Consider the following 19,475-nt stretch of genomic DNA (forward strand, 5'->3'; position numbering starts at 1 on the left):
AATCAATGCGTGCCAGACATCTTGAGATGTTCTGGCGTCCGGTTACAACAGACGCAGAGTCAGGGTCGTTCATGGAAAACGCAGTCAATCAAGCAGAGCAGGGCGAGCAGCCCGTCACCGAATCCCAGGAGCCGCAAGCTCGAAAGCCTCAGCCTCCACACGATGGACACCGGGCCCGCATCGTGGTCGTGGGCGGTGGTGTGGCGGGGCTGGAGGTGGCCACTGCCCTGGGCAAGCTCAAGAGCGAGAGCATTGACACGGTGACGCTGGTGGACAGCGACTCCGCCCATGTCTGGAAGCCCATGCTGCACACGATTGCCGCCGGCACCCGCGACTTGGCTCAGCAGCAGACCACTTATCTTGCCCAGGCCACTGATGCCGACTTTGCCTACCAGCCCGGTGAGATGTGTGGCCTGGACCGCGATGCGCGAGAAATTCTGCTGGCCCCCATCTATGCACCCGATGGCCGCGAACTGGTAGCGGGTCGGCGTCTTGCCTATGACAAGCTGGTGATTGCGGTGGGCAGCGGCGCCAACGACTTCGGCACGCCCGGCGTGCATGAGCATTGCTTCATGATCGACTCGCGGCGCAAGGCCGATGCCTTCAACCAGGAAATCCGGCTGCGCATGGTGCGCTGCATGACCAGCGGGGAGCAGTTGCAGGTCGCCATCGTGGGCGGCGGTGCCACGGGGGTTGAGTTGGCGGCAGAGCTGGTCCAGCTTGCAGAAAGTGCCACGGCCTACGGCGCATTGGGTGAGGCGGCCAAGTTCCGCATCGTGCTGATAGAGGCAGGCTCGCGCTTGCTGCCCAGCTTTCCCGAAGAAATCTCCGAAGCCACGCGAGTGCGGCTGCAGGCCCTGGGCGTTTCCGTGATCGTCGGCGGCCGCGTCAGCCGTGCGACCGAGCAGGGGTTCGAGCTGGCCAATGGCGAGTTGATTCCCGCCAGCCTGCGTGTCTGGGCAGCCGGGGTCAAGGCGCCGGAATTCCTGATGCAGCTGGGTCTGCAGACCACGCGCAGCAATCAGCTGCTGGTCAATGACGAGATGCAGACCAGCGACCCCGATATCTATGCCCTGGGCGACTGCGCCAGCTATACCTTGCCGGGCAAGCAGGAGGCCCTGCCTCCCACAGCCCAGGTGGCCCACCAGCAGGCCCGCTATCTGATCGAGACCCTGCCCCATGTGCTGGAGCGTCCCGGCGCCAAACCCGTGGGCTTCGCCTACCGCGACTTTGGCGCCTTGGTGTCCCTTGCGCATTACGACGCCTATGGCTCGCTTGGAAAGTTCGGCCTGTTCAACGGCGGCGTGATCCGTGGCCGCATGGCCATGCTCAGCCACATCATGCTGTACCGCTCGCATCAGGCGCGGCTTTACGGCTTCTGGCGCGGCGGCCTGCTGTGGCTGATCGATCTGATGAATGCGCGGCTGCGTCCCTCCATCCGTCTGGACTGAGCTACAAAAGCCCTTCGATGGGCAGCCAGCTCAGAACCCGCACCATGAAGCGTTGCCACCAGCTGGTGCCGGGGTCCGCACTGAAAACCTGGGTTTCATGGGGCGGCTGCGGATTCTGGCCCGTCCAGCTCAGCCGGCCCTGCGCGTCCAGCTGCACCTTGTAGGCCATGCGCGGCAGATGCTGATCCAGGCTGGTGCTGACCTGCTGGCTCAGGGCCGGGTCTTGGATGACCACGCCCATTTCGGTATTGAGCATGGCCGAGCGCGGATCAAAGTTGAAGGAGCCGACAAAGAGCTGCTTGCCGTCGACTGCAAAGGTTTTGGCATGCAGGCTGGCACCGGAGCTGCCTGTTGTGGCGGAGCTGCCGCTCAGCGCGGCAGGTGACGGGGCTTCGCGCTTGGGAGCCTTTTCGGCAGGCTCGCTCCTTGGCGCCTTGTCCGGCCCGGTGGCTACGGGCTGGCTGCGCAGATCGATCTGGCGGCGCATCTCGTAGAGTTCCACGCCCATCTTCAGCAGCGGCTTGCGGTATTTCTCGTAGCCCGCATGCACCACGGCCACATCGGTCGCCTCCAGGCTGTTGGTCAGAATGCGCACCCGCACCCCTTGCTGGCGCAGGAGTCCAAAGGCGTCGACCCCGGCCTGGGTAGGCACGAAATAGGGTGACACCACTTCCAGCAACTGCTGCGGCTTGCCAATCACCGGCTGGAGCTGGGACAGCAGCAGGTCCTCGGGCGCTGCTTCGCGCAGGACCTTGGCCGGGTCGTCGCTGACCAGGGTGGTCTCGGCCCATTGCAGCGGCAGTCGACCCGCCAGCAAGTCGGTGCTGAAGCGGCTGCGGCTTACGGCCTGCACATAGGCCTGGGACTCCGGGCGATTCACATCGGCGTGCAGGCCTGCATAGACTTTGTCCACGGCCTGCTGCGGCATGGCGGGCAGCAGGCTGGCTGCCGGGTAAGCGGAGGGACTGTTCCAGTAACGGTCGAATTCCGCTGCCACCTCACTCACCACCGAGCCTGTGGCCACCACATCGAGGTCGGCGAACAGCACGCCATCGGAGGCGGCAAAGTACTCGTCACCGATATTGCGTCCGCCAACGATGGTGGCGGTGGAGTCGGCCGTGTAGCTCTTGTTGTGCATGCGCCGCTGGGTGCGCGCGAAGTCCGTCACATAGCCGATCACCTTGGGTGTGCGCACAGCGAAGGGATTGAACAGCCTCACCTCGATCTGCGGATGCTGGTCCAGAGCTGCCAGCATGGCGTCCATGCCGCCGGTGCCGCCATCGTCAAGCAGCAGGCGCACACGCACGCCGCGGTCTGCCGCAAGCAGCAGCTCGTCGAGCAGCAGATGGCCTGTGGTGTCGTTGCGCCAGATGTAGTACTGCACATCGAGGGTGCGCTGCGCGGCTCGGGCCAGCAGGGCGCGGGCAGCATAGGCGTCATGGGCATCGGCCAGCATGTGAATGCCGCTTTGCCCCGGATGCGCCTGCTGCAGCGGCTCGAGAGCCTGGCCGAGCCGGGTTTGCAGGGCCTGTTCGGCACTCAGCGCCTGTGTGGCAGTGCGATCCGGCATGGGCGGCAGGCCGCAGCCTGCAAGCAATCCTGCAATCAGCAGGGTTGCCGCCGTGCCGCGCCACAGGGGAATTTCGGGTCTCGAGGCCTGTGTGTTTTGCATGACCCGAGTATGCCGCAGCGCATCAGGCGATCTTCACTGGGCCGGCGCGGCGATCCTCCACCACAAAGCGTGCCAGCGTGTAGAGATTGCTGTCGGCCTGGAGCGGGTTGCTCACGGCGCGCAGCTCCGTGGTCATGGACTGCGGCGTGATCTCCACGAGGCTGTAGCCGCGCTCCTCGCAGCGTGCGAAAACCACTTGGGGGTTGTGGGCCACGATGGCGTCGACCCTGGCCTGTGTCGTGCCGCTGTGCGAGCTGATGGAGGTGCCGCAGAATTCGCTGGCAATCACCGGATTGGCCTTGTCCGGAGCCTGATCGGCCTGGGCTGCAATGGCGCAGACATAGTTCTGGTGAATGTCTCCGCCGAGGAGCACGCTGTTGCGTGGCTGGCTCTCGGCAATCTGGCGCACCAGGCGCTGGCGGGCCTGAGGGTAGCCGTCCCAGCTGTCGGTTGACTGCCGGCCATTGGGATGCCTGCGGGCCGCGAACAAGGTGGTCTGCACCACGGTGCTCCAGCGGGTGGCCTCGGCCCTCTGGCGAGCATCATCCTGCAACTGCCGGGCCAGCCAGCGCTCCTGGTCCCAGCCCAGAAAGCTGCGCCCCGGATCTTGCAGGGCAGGGCATTCGGCCGGGTCCACGGTGCCCGTGCTGGCCTTGCCCTCGGGGCGGCAGGCCTGCAGATCGCGGTACTGGCGGCCGTCCAGCAGATGCAGTCTGGCGAGCTTGCCCCACTGCAGACTGCGGTACAGCGCCAGGCCTTGAAAGTTGCGCTGCAAAGCGTTGTCACGCAGTGGCATGTTTTCGTAAAAAGCCTGCCAGGCCGCCATGCGCCTAGCCAGAAAGTGAGTGCTGTCCCCGCGCCCGTACTGGGCCACATAGTCGTTTTCAACCTCGTGATCGTCCCAGATGACAGACCAGTTGCACACGGCATGGGCGGCCTGCAGATGGGGGTCGCTCTTGTGCAGTGCATAGCGGTCCCGGTAGTCCTGCAAGGTCTGGGCAGTACGCAGCGGCTGCGCACGGGCCAGTCCATCGGGCTTGGCCGGTTGCGCATATTCATAGATGTAGTCGCCGAGAAACAGCACCAGATCGGGCGAGGCCTGCGCGGCATCGGCCCAGGCGCTGTAGAAGCCATGCTCCCAGCGCTGGCAGGAGGCCACGGCCAGGCGCAGCCTGCGCACATCGGCTCCGGCCGCCGGGGCGGTGCGGCAGCGTGCGGTGGTGCTGAAGGCGTCGCCACAGCGGAAACGGTAGAAATACCAGCGGTCAGGGCTCAGGCCGTTGACCTGCACATGGATGGCATGGCCCCATTCGCCACTGGCCTGGGTCTGCCCATGGGCCACGGTCTGGCGGAATTGGGCATCATGGGCCACTTCCCAATGCACGGTCTGTGCTGCCAGGTCAGGGGCGGCCGCTGTGCCCAGATAGTCCAGAGGTGCTGTCAGCCGCGTCCAGATCAGGATGTTGTCGGGCTCCGGGTCGCCGCTGGCCACCCCCAGGGTGAACGGGTTGTGGGCCAGCGATTCCGTGGCACGGGCCCAGGCTGGCAGGGCGCCCACGGCCGTGGCAAGGCTGGAGGCAATCAGAAAGCGCCGGCGCTCCGGCGCGGGCGTGTAAAGACGAGAAAACATGGCGATGCTGTGGTGTGGGGTTTTTGTAGCCAGTGGCTGGAAGTATCTCCCCGACTCCACAGGCATCGCCGCGGTTTACCGCAGCTTTACGCGTTGACCAGCACCAGCTTGCCCTGTACCTGGCGCGAGCCCATGCGCTCATAGGCGGCGAAGAGCTCGCTCATGGGCATGGTGCGGTCGATCACGGGCTTGATCCTGCCCTGGGCCCACCATTGAGACAGCTCCTGCATCATGGCTGCATTGTTCTGAGGCTCGCGCTTGGCGAAGTCGCCCCAGAACACGCCGACCAGGGAAGCGCCCTTGAGCAGAGGCAGGTTCAGCGGCAGCGAGGGGATGGGGCCGGAGGCAAAGCCGATGATCAGATAGCGGCCGCGCCAGGCAATGGAGCGGAAGGCCGGCTCGGCAAACTCGCCGCCCACGGGATCGTAGATCACGTCGGGACCCTTGCCGTCGGTCGCGGCCTTGATGGCTTCCCGCAGATCACCCTGGCTGTAGTTGATGGTGACGTCCGCACCTTGCGCCTTGCACAGCGCACATTTCTCGTCGGTGGAGGCCGCTGCAATCACCCGTGCGCCGGCCGCCTTGGCGATCTGTATGGCTGCCGTGCCAACGCCGCCCGCGGCGCCCAGCACGAGCACGGTCTCGCCGGCCTTGAGCTGACCGCGGTCGATCAGCGCATGGTGGGAGGTGGCATAGGTCATGATGAAGGCGGCGGCATCGACAAAGGGGAAGTCGACCGGAAGCGGCATGCACATGGCGGCTGGTGCCAGCGTATGCGTGGCGAACCCGCCCGTGCCCGAAAGACAGGCCACATGCTGGCCCACCTTGAGATGTTTGACGCCTTCGCCCACGGCCTGCACCACGCCGGCATATTCCGAGCCCGGCACAAAGGGCAGGGCCGGCTTGATCTGGTATTTGTTCTGCACGATCAGCAGATCGGGAAAGTTCAGGCTGGCTGCCTTGACTTCCAGCAGCACCTGGCCCGGGCCTGGCTGTGGTGTGGGCTGCTCGGTCCATTTCAGGGTCTCGACGCCGGTGGGGGTGGTGCAAAGCCATGCGTGCATATCTTGTCTCCTGATCTTCTTGAGGTGAGATTGGGGGGAATCGGCTCGCAGATGATAGAAGTGTGGTGCGAATGCCGCGTGTCTCTGTCGTGACCTTGGAGCCGCCTACAATCCGCCTCATCCATGAAGATTCTTATTTGCAATGACGACGGCTTCCAGGCCCCAGGCATCGTGGCTTTGCACGATGCGCTGCGCACCGTGGCAGACGTCGAAGTGGTGGCGCCCGAGCACAACAACAGCGCCAAGTCCAATGCGTTGACGCTGAACGCGCCGCTGTATGTGCACCAGGCCTATAACGGCTTTCGCTACGTGAACGGCACGCCTGCAGACTGCGTGCATATCGCGCTGACCGGCTTGCTGGGCTACCGGCCCGATCTGGTGGTCTCGGGCATCAACAACGGCGCCAACATGGGCGACGACACGATTTACTCGGGCACCGTGGGGGCGGCCATGGAAGGCTATCTGTTCGGCATTCCGTCGATTGCCTTCTCGCAGGTGGACAAAGGCTGGGCCGAGCTGGAAGCGGCGGCCGCCACGGCGCGTCAGATGGTCCAGGAGATGCAGTCCCAGCAACTGATTGGTGTCTTGCCGTGGCTGCTCAATGTGAACATTCCCAATATGCCGCTGGATGCGCTCAAAAGCGTCAAGCTGTGCCGCCTGGGGCGCCGCCATGCGGCCGAGCAGGCCATTCAACAGCAAAGTCCGCGCGGCGAGACCATGTACTGGATCGGCAGCGCCGGCGCTGCCAAGGATGATTCCGAAGGCACGGATTTTCATGCCACGGCCCATGGCCATGTGTCCATGACGCCGCTCAAGGTCGATCTCACCGATCATGAAAACCTGGGCTACTGGGCGCAGACAGCCAGCAAGCTGGCAGGTTCGTCCACACCACCGACGGCGGTATCGTGAGCGAGCGTCGTCCGCCTCAGGTGCCGGGCTGGATTGCACGTTCCGTGCAGACAGGCACCAGTGCGGCGCGGCCGCCCGTTGCTCCCAAGCCCATCAATCCCTTGCGTGTGGCCGCTTCGCCCGTGGGGGTGGGGCTGGATTCCTCCACGGTGCGCTCCCGCATGGCCCAGCGCATCGGTGCGGCCGGCGTCAGCAATCCCGCCGTGCTGCAAGCCATGGCCACGGTGGAGCGCCACCGCTTTGTCGACAGTGCTCTGGTCAACCAGGCCTATGAAGACACCAGTCTGCCTATCGGCCTGGGTCAGACCATCTCCAAGCCCAGCATCGTGGCCCGCATGATCGAGCTGCTGCTCGACTCCGATGCGGCTCGCAACGGGCAAGGGCGCGTGCTGGAAATCGGCACCGGTTGTGGCTATCAGGCCGCGGTGCTGTCCATGCTCACCAAAGAGGTTTATTCGATAGAGCGGCTGCGCGGCCTGCACGAGAAGGCACGCAGCCATCTGCGTCCCATGCGCCTGTCCAATGTGCATCTGATCCTCGGAGACGGCATGGTGGGTTTTGCCAGTGGCGCGCCCTATGCGGGCATCATCTCCGCTGCCGGCGGTGACGTGGTGCCGCAGGAGTGGTGCGACCAGCTGGCTGTGGGCGGACGTCTGGTGGCTCCGGTAGTGGTTGGCGCCGGTAAGCAGGCACTGTTGGTGATTGACAAGAGTTCACACGGTTTTACTCAGACAGTTTTGGAAGCAGTCAACTTTGTCCCTCTAAAATCGGGGATCGCCTAGAAGGGAATAGCTTATGTTGGTATCGCGAAGTCTTGGTGCATGGGGAATGGCCGTGCTGGCAGGTGTCATCCTGGCCGGTTGTGCTGCCCAGGCAAACAGGGCTCCTGTGGAGGACCGCGGACAGTCGGCCTCCTCGTCTTCAACTGTGGACGTCAAGTCGCTGCCCGGCGCTGAAAATGCCGGCAAACCCGGTTACTACACCATCAAGCCTGGCGACACTCTGATCAGGATTGGTCTGGAGCACGGCCAGAGCTGGAAGGACATTGCTCGCTGGAGCAATCTGGACAATCCCAACGTGATTGAAGTCGGTCAGGTGGTGCGCGTGGTGCCGCCCGGACGTGACACGCCCGCCGCATCGTCCGGCTCGGGCCGCGGTGTCGCGCCCGTGGTCGTGGGTGGTGGCAGCACCGCAGCGACGACCACGCCCGTGACTCCCCCGGCGGCAACCGCAACGCCCGTGCCTGCTACACCGGCCACACCAGCAACCAGCCCCGCGCCTGTTGCCAAGGGTGCCGATGATGTGAACTTCATCTGGCCCGCCAGCGGCTCGCTGATTGCCGGCTTTGACGAGCAGCGCAACAAGGGCTACGACATCAGCGGCAAGGCCGGAGATCCCGTGCTGGCTGCGGCCGATGGTCGTGTGGTGTATGCCGGTGCCGGCCTGCGTGGCTATGGCAACCTCATCATCCTCAAGCACAACAACACCTATCTGACCGCCTACGCCCACAACCAGTCGCTGCTGGTCAAGGAAGATCAGGCCGTGAAGAAGGGTCAGAAGATCGCTGAGATGGGCAGCACCGATGCCGATCGCGTCAAGCTGCACTTCGAGGTGCGTCGCCAGGGCAAGCCTGTCGATCCTTCTCGCTATCTGCCCTCGCGTTGAGCATGGCCTCGCAACGCAAGCAAGCCGCACAAGCCCCTGCTCCGCAGGGGCTTGTGCCTTCTGACGCGGTCGAGCAGAGCTGGGACGAGGCAGCCGAAGACGGCATTGCCTCGGCCGAGGTCGAGAACCGCGAACTCACAGTCGCCGCCGAGCATCATGGTCAGCGTGTGGACAAGGTGCTGGCGCTGGGAGTGTCCGAGTTCTCGCGCAGCTATCTGCAGCAGTTGCTGGCCGACGGTGCGGTCACGCTCAACGGCAAGGTTCTGCTCAAGCCTTCGGTCAAGGTAGCCGTGGGTGACCGTCTGCGCGTGGAAATGCGGCCCACCCAGCAGAGCATGGCCTTTCAGCCTGAGGCCATGGATCTGCAGGTGGTCTATGAGGACGAGGATCTGCTGGTCATCAACAAGCCTGCGGGTCTGGTGGTGCATCCGGCGCCCGGCAACTGGACCGGCACACTGCTCAACGGCCTGCTGGCGCGTGACGAAAAAGCACGCCAGGTGCCGCGTGCAGGCATTGTTCACCGGCTGGACAAGGACACCAGCGGCTTGATGGTGGTGGCGCGCAATCGCAGCACCATGGATGCGCTCATCAAGATGATTGCTGCTCGGGAGGTAAGCCGCCAGTATCTGGCGCTTGCCCACAAGCAATGGGGCAGCCGCAAGCGCCGCGAGGTTGATGCGCCGATCGGTCGTGACCCGCGCAACCGCCTGCGCATGGCGGTGGTGGATCTGAATCTGCATCCCGGCAAGCAGGCACGTACCGACTTCGATCTGCTCGATGGCGATGCAGCGCACAGCCTAGTGCGCTGCACGCTGCACACCGGTCGCACACACCAGATCCGGGTGCACATGGCTTCGCTCGGCCATCCGCTGATAGCCGATACGCTGTATGGAGGTCAGCCCGAGGGAGGGCTGGAGCGCCAGGCGCTGCATGCCTTCAGACTGGTCTTCGAGCACCCGGTGACGAAAAAGCCGCTGGTCCACCATGCACCGCTGCCACAAGACATGGCCGGTGCACTGGATTTATGGGGTCTGCGTTACAATCTGCCGGAAAGCCTCTGACCATCACTCGCATGGCATCTTTGGGGCGCTTCCCTCTCTTCTTAGAATCAGGCGTCCCACCGCAGTCGGTGCGACAGCCGCTCCCGAAACGCTGCGCCCATGAATACGGTAGATGCCAAGCGGGTTCTTGAAACAGCATTGATTTGTGCCCCACAGCCTGTGACGCTGCGGGAATTGCGCTCACTCTTTGATGATGTGCTGGGCTCGGACACGGTTAAGGATTTGCTGCTGGACCTGCAAAAGGACTGGGCCCTCAAGGGCGTGGAACTGGTGCAGGTGGCTTCTGGCTGGCGCTTTCAGAGCCGGCCCGAAATGCGCGTTTACCTGGACAAGCTTCATCCCGAGAAGCCGCCCAAGTACACGCGGGCGACGCTGGAGACGCTGGCCATCATTGCCTACCGTCAGCCGGTCACGCGGGGTGATATCGAGGATATTCGCGGCGTGACCGTGAACAGTCTGATCATCAAGCAGCTGGAGGACCGGGGCTGGATCGAGGTCATCGGTCACCGCGAAACCGTGGGGCGGCCAGCTCTGTTTGCCACTACGCGCCAGTTTCTCGATGATCTGGGTCTGCAGTCGCTGGATCAACTGCCCATGCTGGAGGAAACCCAAGCCCAGCAAAGTCTGTTCAAGGCGCTGGATGGGGATGAAGGCGAACCAGCCGCCGCGCCGGAGGCCGGTGCGGAGGAGGCCAAGCTCCAGGAGGGCATGGAGGGTGCAGAGTCGGCAGACGCCGTGACAGAGTCCGATGCGGCGGAGAGTGAGATCCTGCGGGCCCAGGATGAGGAAGATGGCGCGCAGGAGCTGCCGGATGCCGATGTCGACCTCGTGGCGCAAGCGCCTGCAGTGCTTGTGTCGGAGCTACAGCCCGAGGCTGATACACCGGAGTTGGACTCATATCCGGAGCAAACGAAGGATGGCATTGCGCAAGCTGCTACTGAAGAGATAGCGACTGAGTTGCCGGATTTGGAGCCAGGGCCGACCGAGGAGCCGCCGTCCGTGAGCAAGCACAAGGCAGCCAGGCCCGCCAGGACTGCCAAGGCGGCAGAGCCGGAGCCCAAACCGGCGGCCAAGAAAGCCGGACGTACCGAGTGGGTGGGCCTGAAGGCGTTTCTCGAGGATGACTACGGCAGCGACGACGAGGCCGAGGACGCAAAGACGAAAGCGCGGGCCGACGATGCCGTCGGGTCGGCAGAACAACGAATTGTGGAGGGTGACGATGGCGTCATCCCCGAAGGAAAACTGGAATGAACAACGAGACATCGAACCCGATGCCCGAGTCCGCAGCCGCTTCGCCCGAAGCCGAGCCGGTGAAGAAGACTCGCAAGCCCCGCGCAGCCAAGGCCGATGGTGCCAAGGATGCTGCCGAGGCCAAGAAGCCAGCGGCAACGCGCAAGCGTGCCGGCGTCAAAAAGGACGCTGCTGCCGAGGCCAAGCCAGCGCGCAAGCGTGTGACCAAGCCACGTGCCGAAGAAGCCGTGGCCGTCGAGGAGCTGGTTCAGCCCGTGGCCGAGCAGGAGGCTCAGTCCCTGGACCAAGATCAGGACCATGACGCAGCGGATGCCGTTACTGCCGAAGTGGCTGTGGAGCGCGTTGCAGCTCCTCATGGGTCCAAGGGGCGCAAGGGTCAGAACATCGACTTTGCCGATGTGATCTCGGGCGACTTCGACGACGAGGAAGAGAACGGCAGCGCCATGCCCGCCAAGCGCGTGCTTGCGCCCCAGGTTGATTCTCCCAAGCTGCACAAGGTGCTGGCCCAGGCCGGCATGGGTTCGCGCCTGGAGATGGAACAACTGATCCTGGAAGGGCGCATCTCGGTCAACAACGAGCCTGCCCACGTCGGCCAGCGCATTCAGTTCGGCGATATCGTCAAGGTCAATGGCCAGCCCATTCGCTTCCGTATCGACCCGCCGCCCGCACGCGTGATTGCCTATCACAAGCCCGTGGGCGAAGTGGTGACGCATGACGATCCGCAGAACCGCCCCACGGTGTTCCGCAAGCTGCCCAAGCTGCAGCATGGCAAGTGGCAGTCGGTGGGCCGCCTGGACCTGAACACCGAAGGGTTGCTGCTGTTCACCAGCTCGGGCGAGCTGGCAAACTCGCTGATGCACCCCCGCTTCGGCCTGGAGCGTGAATACGCGGCCCGCGTGCTGGGCGCGCTGAGCAAGGAAGAAAAGCAGCGCCTGCTGGACGGCGTGCAGCTCGAAGACGGCGAAGCCAGCTTTGGTGCCGTGGAAGATGGCGGTGGCGAAGGTGCCAACTGCTGGTACCGCGTGACCATCTCCGAAGGCCGCAACCGCGAAGTGCGTCGCATGTTCGAGGCCGTGGGTCATGCCGTCAGCCGTCTGATCCGCATTCGCTATGGTGCCATGATGCTGCCGCGCGGTCTCAAGCGCGGCGCCTGGGTGGAGCTCGATCAGGCCGATATCCAGGCGCTGATGTCGGCAGCTGGCGTCAAGGAGCGTGCTCCCGTCGAGCGCAACAACAGTGGCGCCCGTGGTGCCAACAACCGTGGCGGCCGCAACAACCGCAGCGGCGGTCGCGGCAATGGCATGAATGCCGATCGCGCACCCCAGGGTCGCCGTGAAGGCGGTGGTCAGCGCCGTGGCGAGTGGGACGGCAATCGTCCGGCACCCAGCGGCATGCTGGGTGACAACCCGCGCAACAAGTCCGGCGGCCGCTCCGGTGGCTCGGGCCGCTCGCAGGGGGGCGGTCAGCCCGACCCCATGCGTACCTCGGTGGGCTATATCGGCAGCGACAGCCTGTCGCGTGCCCGTCAGAACGCCAAGCGTCGCCCTGGTGGCGGCGGTGGTGGCGGTCGCCGCGGCGGCCGCTAAAAAGGCGTCCGTAAGGATTTGAGTGCTGCCTGGACTTCAAGGTCTATGGCGGCACCGCTAAAATCAATTGTTTTGCTTTTTCGGCAAAAACCCATAGTAACCCTGATTAGGAAATAATCATCATGGCTATCGAACGTACCCTCTCCATCATCAAGCCCGACGCAGTTGCCAAGAACGTGATCGGCCAAATCTACGCCCGCTTCGAAGCTGCTGGCCTGAAGATCGTGGCTGCCAAGCTGGTGCACCTGTCGCGCGGCGAAGCCGAGCAGTTCTACGCTGTGCACGCTGCCCGTCCTTTCTTCAAGGATCTGGTGGACTTCATGGTCTCCGGCCCCGTGATGATTCAAGCTCTGGAAGGCGAGAACGCCATCCTGAAGAACCGTGAACTGATGGGCGCCACCGACCCCAAGAAGGCTGAGAAGGGCACCATCCGCGCCGACTTCGCCGACAGCATCGACGCCAACGCCGTGCACGGCTCCGACGCTGCTGAAACCGCTGCAGTGGAAGTTGCCTTCTTCTTCCCCGGCATGAACGTGTATTCGCGTTAATCCACGCTAGCTTTACAGCATGCTCTCGCTGACGCCAGCGCTTCGCCCGGGCGAAGCAGGTGTCAGCACTTGAAGATGCTGGCCACGGCGTGGCAAACACCGTTCGCAAGACGCCTCGCCACATGCCGATATGACTACTAATTTGCTTGATTTTGACCTCGAAGGACTGACCGCTTATTGCGAGCAGCTCGGGGAGAAGCGTTTCCGTGCGACGCAGCTGTTCCGCTGGATTCACCAGCGTGGCGCATCCGATTTCGACCAGATGACCGATCTGGCCAAGTCCCTGCGCGAAAAGCTCAAGAGCCGGGCCCACATTACCGCTTTGCCTGTGGTGACCGAGCATGTCTCTGCCGATGGCACCGTGAAGTGGCTGTTCGATGTGGGTGACGGCAATGCCGTCGAATCCGTTTTCATTCCTGAGGACGACCGTGGCACGCTGTGTGTCTCGTCCCAGGCCGGTTGCGCCGTGGGCTGCCGCTTTTGCTCGACGGGGCATCAGGGCTTCAGCCGCAACCTCGATACTGGCGAAATCCTTGCCCAGCTCTGGTATGCCGAGCATTCGCTGCGCAAGCGTTTCGGTACCGAAGATCGCATCATCTCCAACGTGGTGATGATGGGTATGGGCGAGCCGCTGCAGAACTACAGTGCGCTAGTGCCCGCCCTGCGCGTGATGCTGGACGACCATGGCTACGGCCTGTCGCGCCGCCGCGTGACGGTGTCCACCTCCGGCGTGGTGCCCATGATGGATCGCCTGTCGCAGGACTGCGCCGTGGCGCTGGCCGTTTCCCTGCATGCGCCCAACGATCCGCTGCGCGACAACCTGGTGCCGCTGAACAAGAAATACCCGATTGCTGAGCTGCTGGATGCCTGCGAGCGCTATCTGGAGTTTGCACCGCGCGACTTCATCACCTTTGAATATTGCATGCTCGACGGCGTTAATGATCAGCCGGAGCATGCGCGTCAACTGATAGAGTTGGTGCGCGCGCGCGGCGACGGCAAGAGCTGGTGCAAGTTCAATCTGATTCCATTCAATCCCTTCCCGGCATCGGGGCTGCTGCGCTCGTCTGCAGCGCGCGTGACCGAATTTGCCGCCATGCTCAGCAATGCCGGCATCGTGACCACGGTGCGCAAGACCCGCGGCGACGATATCGACGCGGCCTGCGGTCAGCTGGCTGGTGACGTCAAGGATAGAACCCGCGCTGTCGAGCGTATGGCCAAGCAGCGCACCATCCCGCTCAAGCAGGTGTCTTGACGGAGCTTTGAATAAAGGACAATCAATGAGGGCAGTGGCACAGCGACCGGTTTGGCGACATTGGGGCTTGTTGGCCCGGTGGGGGGTACCGGTTGCGGTCGCGGCACTTGTGGGCTGTACCTCGACGACGACCACCACCACTTCCTCTACGTCCGTTCCCCAGGCTTCCGTGGTCAGCACGGGCGCAACCCAGGTCGCCGATGCCAATCGCCGTGCGCAGATCCGTCTGGAACTGGCGGCCAACTACTTTCAGGCCGGGCGCCTGGACGTGGCCATGGATGAGGTGGGCCAGGCCTTGGCTGCCAAGCCCGATTACGCCGATGCATACGGTCTGCTGGGCCTGATCCTCATGCAGAACCAGGACTGGACACAGGCCGAGGTTGCCATGCGCAAGGCCGTGGACCTCAATCCGCGCGACGGCAACCAGATTCACAATTACGGCTGGATGCAATGCCAGCAAAAGCATTTCGATGTAGCCCAGCAATGGTTTGACAGGGCCTTGCAGGCGCCGGGCTATCGCGAGCAGCCCAAGACCCTGCTGGCCAAGGGTATGTGCTACCAGCAGGCAGGCCAGCTGGAGCAGGCCTACCAGAACATGTTCCGCGCCTACGAGATGGATGTGGGCAACGCCGCTACGGGTTACAACCTGGCGAATGTGCTCTGGCTCAAGGGTGATCTGAAAAAAGCGCAGTTCTACATCCGGCGCTTGAATAACAATAGCAACCAGGCCAGCGCAGAAAGCCTCTGGCTGGGAATCAAAATAGACAGGGCATTGCACGACGACATTGGAGCGCGTCAACAGGCCGATCAGCTGCGCGAGCGTTTTCCTCAATCGCGTCAGTGGCTGGCCTATGAGCGCGGAGCTTTCAATGAGTGAGGCTGCGGTGGAAGAGGAAACTATGCAAAGCGAAGAGCAGGCGCCAACTCCGGCACAGACCACGGCGGGGGCCTTGTTGCGTCAGGCGCGGGAAGCGGCCCGCATGCAGCTGCCCGTGATGGCGGCAACATTGAAGGTGCCGCAGCGCAAGCTGGAAGCGCTGGAGGCTGATGACTACGCGGCCTTTCCCGATCATGTGTTCATGCGTGCCCTGGCCATGGGCATGTGCCGGACTTTGCATATCGAGGCCGATCCGGTGCTGGCCCTGCTGCCGCGCACCGAGATCAAAAGCCTGGCCAACACGGGTCCCGGCATCAACGAAGCCGTGAAGGTGCGCAGCAGCTTCAAGGTCACCGGGACATCGCTGGACTCCGGCAACAGCAGCTCGCGCAAGATCGCGGCAGGCGTGCTGATTCTGCTGGCGGCAGCGGCTGCCGTGTACTTTGTTCCCTTTCATCAGGTGATTGACGGCGCCGATACGGCAGACGTCCAGGCCCAGATGCCCGCGCAGGCGGAGTCTGGCGAGGCGACCGTGATGGGTGCTCCTGTGACCGAGTCCTCGGCCCAGGCCGAGGAGGCTGCTCAAGGCGGATCGGCCGCGACAGCGGCCGCGTCGACCGAGTCAGCGACGGCTGCAGCGACTGCCGGCGTAACGGGCGCGGCTGCCGGAACTGCCCCTGCCGCCGCTGCCCAGGCAGCCACACCGGCCGCCGAGGCAGCCACGCCCGCAACCGGCGCAGGCGGCCTGCTGGTGCTGAAGGTGAATGCCGGCCAGTCCTGGGTCAAGGTCAGGGACGCGGCCGGCAAGGTGGTGCTGGAAAAGACCCTGTCCAAGGATGAATCTGCGACTGCCGAAGGCCAGTTGCCCCTGTCGGTGATTGTGGGCAATGCCAAGGGCACGCAGGTGACGGTACGTGGCGAACCCTTCGATATCTCGAGCACACGCGACAATGTGGCTCGCTTCGAGGTGAAGTAACCGTTCGAGGTAAACAAGAGTGCAAGATTCTCAAAGCTCGCAGCAGCTCAGCCAGGCGATAGCCATCGCCAGCCCGCTGCCGCGCAAATCGCGCCAGGCCCGTGTGGTGTGGCGCAACAACGTGGTCACCGTGGGGGGCGATGCGCCCGTGCGCGTGCAATCCATGACCAATACCGACACCGTGGATGCGGTGGAGACCGCCATCCAGGTGCGTCAGCTGGCCCAGGCCGGCTCGGAGATGGTGCGCATCACGGTGAACACGCCCGAGGCGGCGGCAGCCGTGCCCTATATCCGCGAGCAACTCGACCGCATGGGTGAGTATGTGCCGCTGGTCGGCGACTTTCACTACAACGGCCACCGTCTGCTGACCGACTACCCCGACTGCGCCCAGGCGCTGTCCAAGTACCGCATCAACCCCGGCAACGTGGGCAAGGGCGACAAGAAAGACAAGCAGTTCGGTCAGATGATCGAGATTGCTGCCAGGTACGACAAGGCCGTGCGCATCGGCGTGAACTGGGGCTCGCTCGACCAGGAAATCATGGCTGATCTGATGGATCAGAACAGCCGTCGCGAGAAGCCCTGGGAAACGCGCCAGGTCATGTATGAGGCGCTGATCACCTCGGCCATCAGCTCGGCCGAGCTGGCCAGGAACATCGGCCTGAATCCCGACAACATCATCCTGTCCTGCAAGGTCAGCGGTGTGCAGGATCTGATCTCGGTCTATCGCGAGCTGGCGCGCCGCTGCGACTATGCACTGCACCTGGGTCTGACCGAAGCCGGCATGGGCACCAAGGGCACGGTGGCATCCGCTGCTGCGCTGTCGGTGCTGCTGCAGGAGGGCATTGGTGACACGATTCGCGTCTCGCTCACGCCCCAGCCCGGTGAAGCACGCACGCAGGAAGTCGTGGTGGCCTCCGAAATTCTGCAGGCCCTGGGTCTGCGCGTGTTCGTGCCCAGCGTCACGGCCTGCCCGGGCTGCGGCCGCACTACCAGCACCACCTTCCAGGAACTGGCCAAGAAGATCGATGATTTCCTGCGTGGTGAAATGCCGGTCTGGCGTACCCAGTTCCCCGGCGTGGAAGCCATGAAGGTGGCCGTGATGGGTTGCATCGTCAACGGCCCCGGCGAGAGCAAGCATGCCGATATCGGCATCAGCCTGCCCGGCAATGGCGAAGCGCCTGCGGCGCCGGTGTTCATCGACGGCGAGAAAGCCTTGACGCTGCGCGGCGAACATATCGCCGAGGAGTTCCAGACCCTGGTGCTGGAATATGTGCAGCGCCGCTACGGCCAGAAGGCCTGAGCGGCTCAGGCGCTCGCAGCGTCCCGTCATGCGGGTGGTGATTGCGCTTGCTGGCACAATGCCGGCGAGCCGGTACTTTGGAATTGATAGCTGCTTGCGCACTATCTATATGGATTTGAATTAGGTTTCTAGTTAAAAGGCATAGTTGCCAAGCGCAACGTGCTCTTGTTTTGCTAGTAGCCCAAGTGTGAGATTTCACGTGGCCAAGAACGAAAAACTGACTGCCGTCAAAGGCATGAACGACATCCTCCCTCCCGACTCGGCGCGCTGGGAATGGTTTGAAGCCAAGGTGCGCGATCTGATGGGGCGTTTTGCCTATCGCAATATCCGCACTCCCATCGTCGAGCCCACGGCCCTGTTTGTGCGCGGCCTGGGCGAGGTGACCGATATCGTCGAGAAGGAGATGTACTCCTTCGAAGACAAGCTCAACGGCGAGCACCTGACCCTGCGCCCCGAAGGCACGGCCGGCGTGGTGCGCTCGGTGGTGGAAAACAATCTGCTCTACGAAGGCGGCAAGCGCCTGTTCTACATCGGCCAGATGTTCCGCCACGAACGCCCCCAGCGCGGCCGCTATCGCCAGTTCCATCAGGTCGGTGTGGAAGCCATGGGCTTTGCCGGCCCCGAACTGGATGCCGAGGTGATCCTGCTGGCTGCGCAGCTGTGGAAGGAGCTGGGCATCGAAGGCGTGCGCCTGGAGCTCAACAGCCTGGGCCAGCCCGAGGAGCGCAAGGCGCATCGCGCGGCCCTGATCGCCTATTTCGAGCAGCACACCGAGGTGATGGACGAAGAGGCCAAGCGCCGCATGTACAGCAACCCGCTGCGCGTGCTGGATACCAAGAATCCGGCCATGCAGGACATGGTCAACGCAGCTCCCAAGCTGATGGACTACCTGGGTGATGCCTCCAAGGCGCATCTGAAGGTCGTGCAGGACATTCTGGATGCCAACGATGTGGCCTGGAGCCTGAACCCGCGTCTGGTGCGCGGCATGGACTACTACAACCTCACGGTGTTCGAGTTCATTACCGACAAGCTGGGCTCGCAAGGCACCATCTGCGGCGGCGGTCGTTACGACTACCTGATCGAGGAAATCGGCGGCAAGCCTGCGCCGGCCGTGGGCTGGGGCATGGGCGTCGAGCGCGTGCTCGAAGTGCTCAAGGAGGTGGGTGCCGAGATTCCTCAGCCCGCAGCCGATGTCTACGCCATCATTCCCGATGCCTCGGCGCTGCCCCAGGTCTTCAAGACCGCGCAGCAGCTGCGCGCCGCCGGTGTGGCGGTGCAGATGCATGCAGCCGCAGGCGGCTCTGCCGAAGGCATGGGCTCGATGAAGTCCCAGTTCAAGAAGGCCGATGGCTCGGGTGCACGATTTGCCCTGATCTTCGGCGCCGACGAGCTGGCACAGGGCAAGGTGACCGTGAAGTCGCTGCGCGACGGCGAAGGCCAGCAGCTGCAGCAGGCTCTGGCGGACGTGGCCCTGTGGGCCGGCAGCCTAAAATCGGCGGTTTGATTTTCCGCTTCTCGTTTTCTGACCAGCGTTCCACTCAATCTAAGTAGCCATGGCAAACCATCTCGATCTTGAAGAACAAGAGCAAATTGAGCAGCTCAAGCATTTCTGGAATTCCTGGGGGACTCTGATCACCAGCGTGCTGGTCGTGGTCTTTCTCGGACTGGCAGGCTGGAACGGCTGGCAGTACTGGCAAAAGCGTCAGGCGACTCAGGCCTCGGCACTGGAGTTCGCGGTGGACGAAGCCCTGACGGCCAAGGATGCGGCCCGTGCCGACCAGGCTTTCGGCGAGCTGCGTGACAAGTACGCGGGCACAGCGCAGGCTGCCCAGACGGCTTTGCTGATGGCCAAGGCCTCGGTGGATGCCGGCAAGTTTGATGACGCCAAGGCGCAACTGAGCTGGGTGGCGGAAAAGGGCGACGAAGGCTTCAAGGCCCTGGCCCGCATTCGCCTGTCTTCGGTGCTGGAGCAGCAGAAAAGCTATGACGAAGGCCTGAAGGTGCTGGAAGCTTCCATGCCCGAGTCCTACGCAGGTCTGCAGGCCGACCGCCGTGGCGATCTGTATGGCGCGCTGGGCAAGCCGGCTGAGGCGATTGCCCAGTACCAGGCGGCCTACAAGGCGCTGGACAAGGATCTGGACTACCGCCACCTGGTGGAATTCAAGCTGAACGCGCTGGGTGCGGCTCCTGAAACCGCAACCCTGGTCAAGACAACGCCGTCGGAGAAATAATC

At 63.6% G+C, this 19,475-nt stretch carries 17 protein-coding genes; 14 read left to right on the top strand and 3 right to left on the bottom strand.

Features of this window, described 5'->3' with window-relative positions:
- The first annotated feature begins 71 nt into the window (after nt 1-71).
- Entirely contained in the window at nt 72-1,451 is a 1,380-nt protein-coding gene (locus ACLBXN_RS08270) for an NAD(P)/FAD-dependent oxidoreductase (RefSeq protein ID WP_407713664.1), read from the top strand.
- A gap of 1 nt (nt 1,452) precedes the next feature.
- Here the strand turns inward: ACLBXN_RS08270 and ACLBXN_RS08275 are convergent, their stop codons facing one another.
- The 3 genes from ACLBXN_RS08275 to ACLBXN_RS08285 form a co-directional block, all read right to left on the bottom strand.
- Nucleotides 1,453-3,123, bottom strand: a complete 1,671-nt coding sequence (locus ACLBXN_RS08275; protein WP_447611795.1) for a phospholipase D family protein — start codon at nt 3,121-3,123, stop codon at nt 1,453-1,455.
- Nucleotides 3,124-3,145: 22 nt separating this feature from the next.
- On the bottom strand, nt 3,146-4,753 hold the full coding sequence (locus tag ACLBXN_RS08280; protein ID WP_447611796.1) for an alkaline phosphatase D family protein: 1,608 nt from the start codon (nt 4,751-4,753) through the stop codon (nt 3,146-3,148).
- 86 nt (nt 4,754-4,839) lie between these two features.
- A complete protein-coding gene (locus tag ACLBXN_RS08285) occupies nt 4,840-5,817 on the bottom strand; it encodes an NADPH:quinone oxidoreductase family protein (protein WP_043005454.1) in 978 nt (325 codons plus the stop codon).
- 123 nt (nt 5,818-5,940) lie between these two features.
- Between ACLBXN_RS08285 and surE the strand changes: the two genes are divergently transcribed.
- The 13 genes from surE to ACLBXN_RS08350 all read left to right on the top strand — a co-directional run bounded on the left by surE (nt 5,941) and on the right by ACLBXN_RS08350 (nt 19,473).
- The gene (surE, locus tag ACLBXN_RS08290) at nt 5,941-6,726 is read left to right on the top strand and encodes a 5'/3'-nucleotidase SurE (protein ID WP_447611797.1); all 786 of its coding nucleotides are present in this window, start codon (nt 5,941-5,943) and stop codon (nt 6,724-6,726) included.
- Nucleotides 6,723-7,508: a protein-L-isoaspartate(D-aspartate) O-methyltransferase gene (locus tag ACLBXN_RS08295; protein ID WP_034376608.1), complete on the top strand. Its 786-nt coding sequence runs from the start codon at nt 6,723-6,725 to the stop codon at nt 7,506-7,508. Before surE ends, ACLBXN_RS08295 begins: the two co-directional genes overlap by 4 nt.
- 13 nt (nt 7,509-7,521) lie before the next feature.
- The gene (locus ACLBXN_RS08300) at nt 7,522-8,391 is read left to right on the top strand and encodes a peptidoglycan DD-metalloendopeptidase family protein (RefSeq protein WP_447611798.1); all 870 of its coding nucleotides are present in this window, start codon (nt 7,522-7,524) and stop codon (nt 8,389-8,391) included.
- Between the two features lie 2 nt (nt 8,392-8,393).
- Nucleotides 8,394-9,452 carry an RluA family pseudouridine synthase gene (locus ACLBXN_RS08305; protein ID WP_447611799.1) on the top strand — a complete coding sequence of 353 codons (1,059 nt, stop codon included), beginning with the start codon at nt 8,394-8,396 and terminating at the stop codon, nt 9,450-9,452.
- 99 nt (nt 9,453-9,551) lie between these two features.
- A complete protein-coding gene (gene scpB / locus ACLBXN_RS08310) occupies nt 9,552-10,703 on the top strand; it encodes an SMC-Scp complex subunit ScpB (protein WP_447611800.1) in 1,152 nt (383 codons plus the stop codon).
- The gene (locus ACLBXN_RS08315; protein ID WP_447611801.1) at nt 10,700-12,289 is read left to right on the top strand and encodes a pseudouridine synthase; all 1,590 of its coding nucleotides are present in this window, start codon (nt 10,700-10,702) and stop codon (nt 12,287-12,289) included. Before scpB ends, ACLBXN_RS08315 begins: the two co-directional genes overlap by 4 nt.
- Before the next feature lie 122 nt (nt 12,290-12,411).
- Nucleotides 12,412-12,837 (top strand): nucleoside-diphosphate kinase, encoded by a 426-nt coding sequence (gene ndk / locus ACLBXN_RS08320; RefSeq protein ID WP_003053316.1) that lies wholly within the window; start codon nt 12,412-12,414, stop codon nt 12,835-12,837.
- Nucleotides 12,838-12,967: 130 nt separating this feature from the next.
- On the top strand, nt 12,968-14,089 hold the full coding sequence (gene rlmN, locus ACLBXN_RS08325; RefSeq protein WP_447611802.1) for a 23S rRNA (adenine(2503)-C(2))-methyltransferase RlmN: 1,122 nt from the start codon (nt 12,968-12,970) through the stop codon (nt 14,087-14,089).
- A gap of 25 nt (nt 14,090-14,114) precedes the next feature.
- Complete coding sequence (pilW, locus tag ACLBXN_RS08330) at nt 14,115-14,966, top strand: type IV pilus biogenesis/stability protein PilW (protein WP_447611803.1); 852 nt, start codon at nt 14,115-14,117, stop codon at nt 14,964-14,966.
- Entirely contained in the window at nt 14,959-15,942 is a 984-nt protein-coding gene (locus ACLBXN_RS08335; protein WP_447611804.1) for a helix-turn-helix domain-containing protein, read from the top strand. The genes pilW and ACLBXN_RS08335 overlap by 8 nt, the downstream gene beginning before the upstream one ends.
- A gap of 19 nt (nt 15,943-15,961) precedes the next feature.
- Nucleotides 15,962-17,242 (top strand): flavodoxin-dependent (E)-4-hydroxy-3-methylbut-2-enyl-diphosphate synthase, encoded by a 1,281-nt coding sequence (gene ispG, locus ACLBXN_RS08340; RefSeq protein WP_447611805.1) that lies wholly within the window; start codon nt 15,962-15,964, stop codon nt 17,240-17,242.
- 235 nt (nt 17,243-17,477) lie between these two features.
- Nucleotides 17,478-18,746, top strand: coding sequence for a histidine--tRNA ligase (gene hisS, locus ACLBXN_RS08345; protein ID WP_447611806.1), 1,269 nt, complete (start codon nt 17,478-17,480; stop codon nt 18,744-18,746).
- Nucleotides 18,747-18,795: 49 nt separating this feature from the next.
- Nucleotides 18,796-19,473: a YfgM family protein gene (locus ACLBXN_RS08350; RefSeq protein ID WP_003053322.1), complete on the top strand. Its 678-nt coding sequence runs from the start codon at nt 18,796-18,798 to the stop codon at nt 19,471-19,473.
- Nucleotides 19,474-19,475: the final 2 nt, after the last annotated feature.

It is taken from the genome of Comamonas sp. C24C (assembly GCF_053345995.1).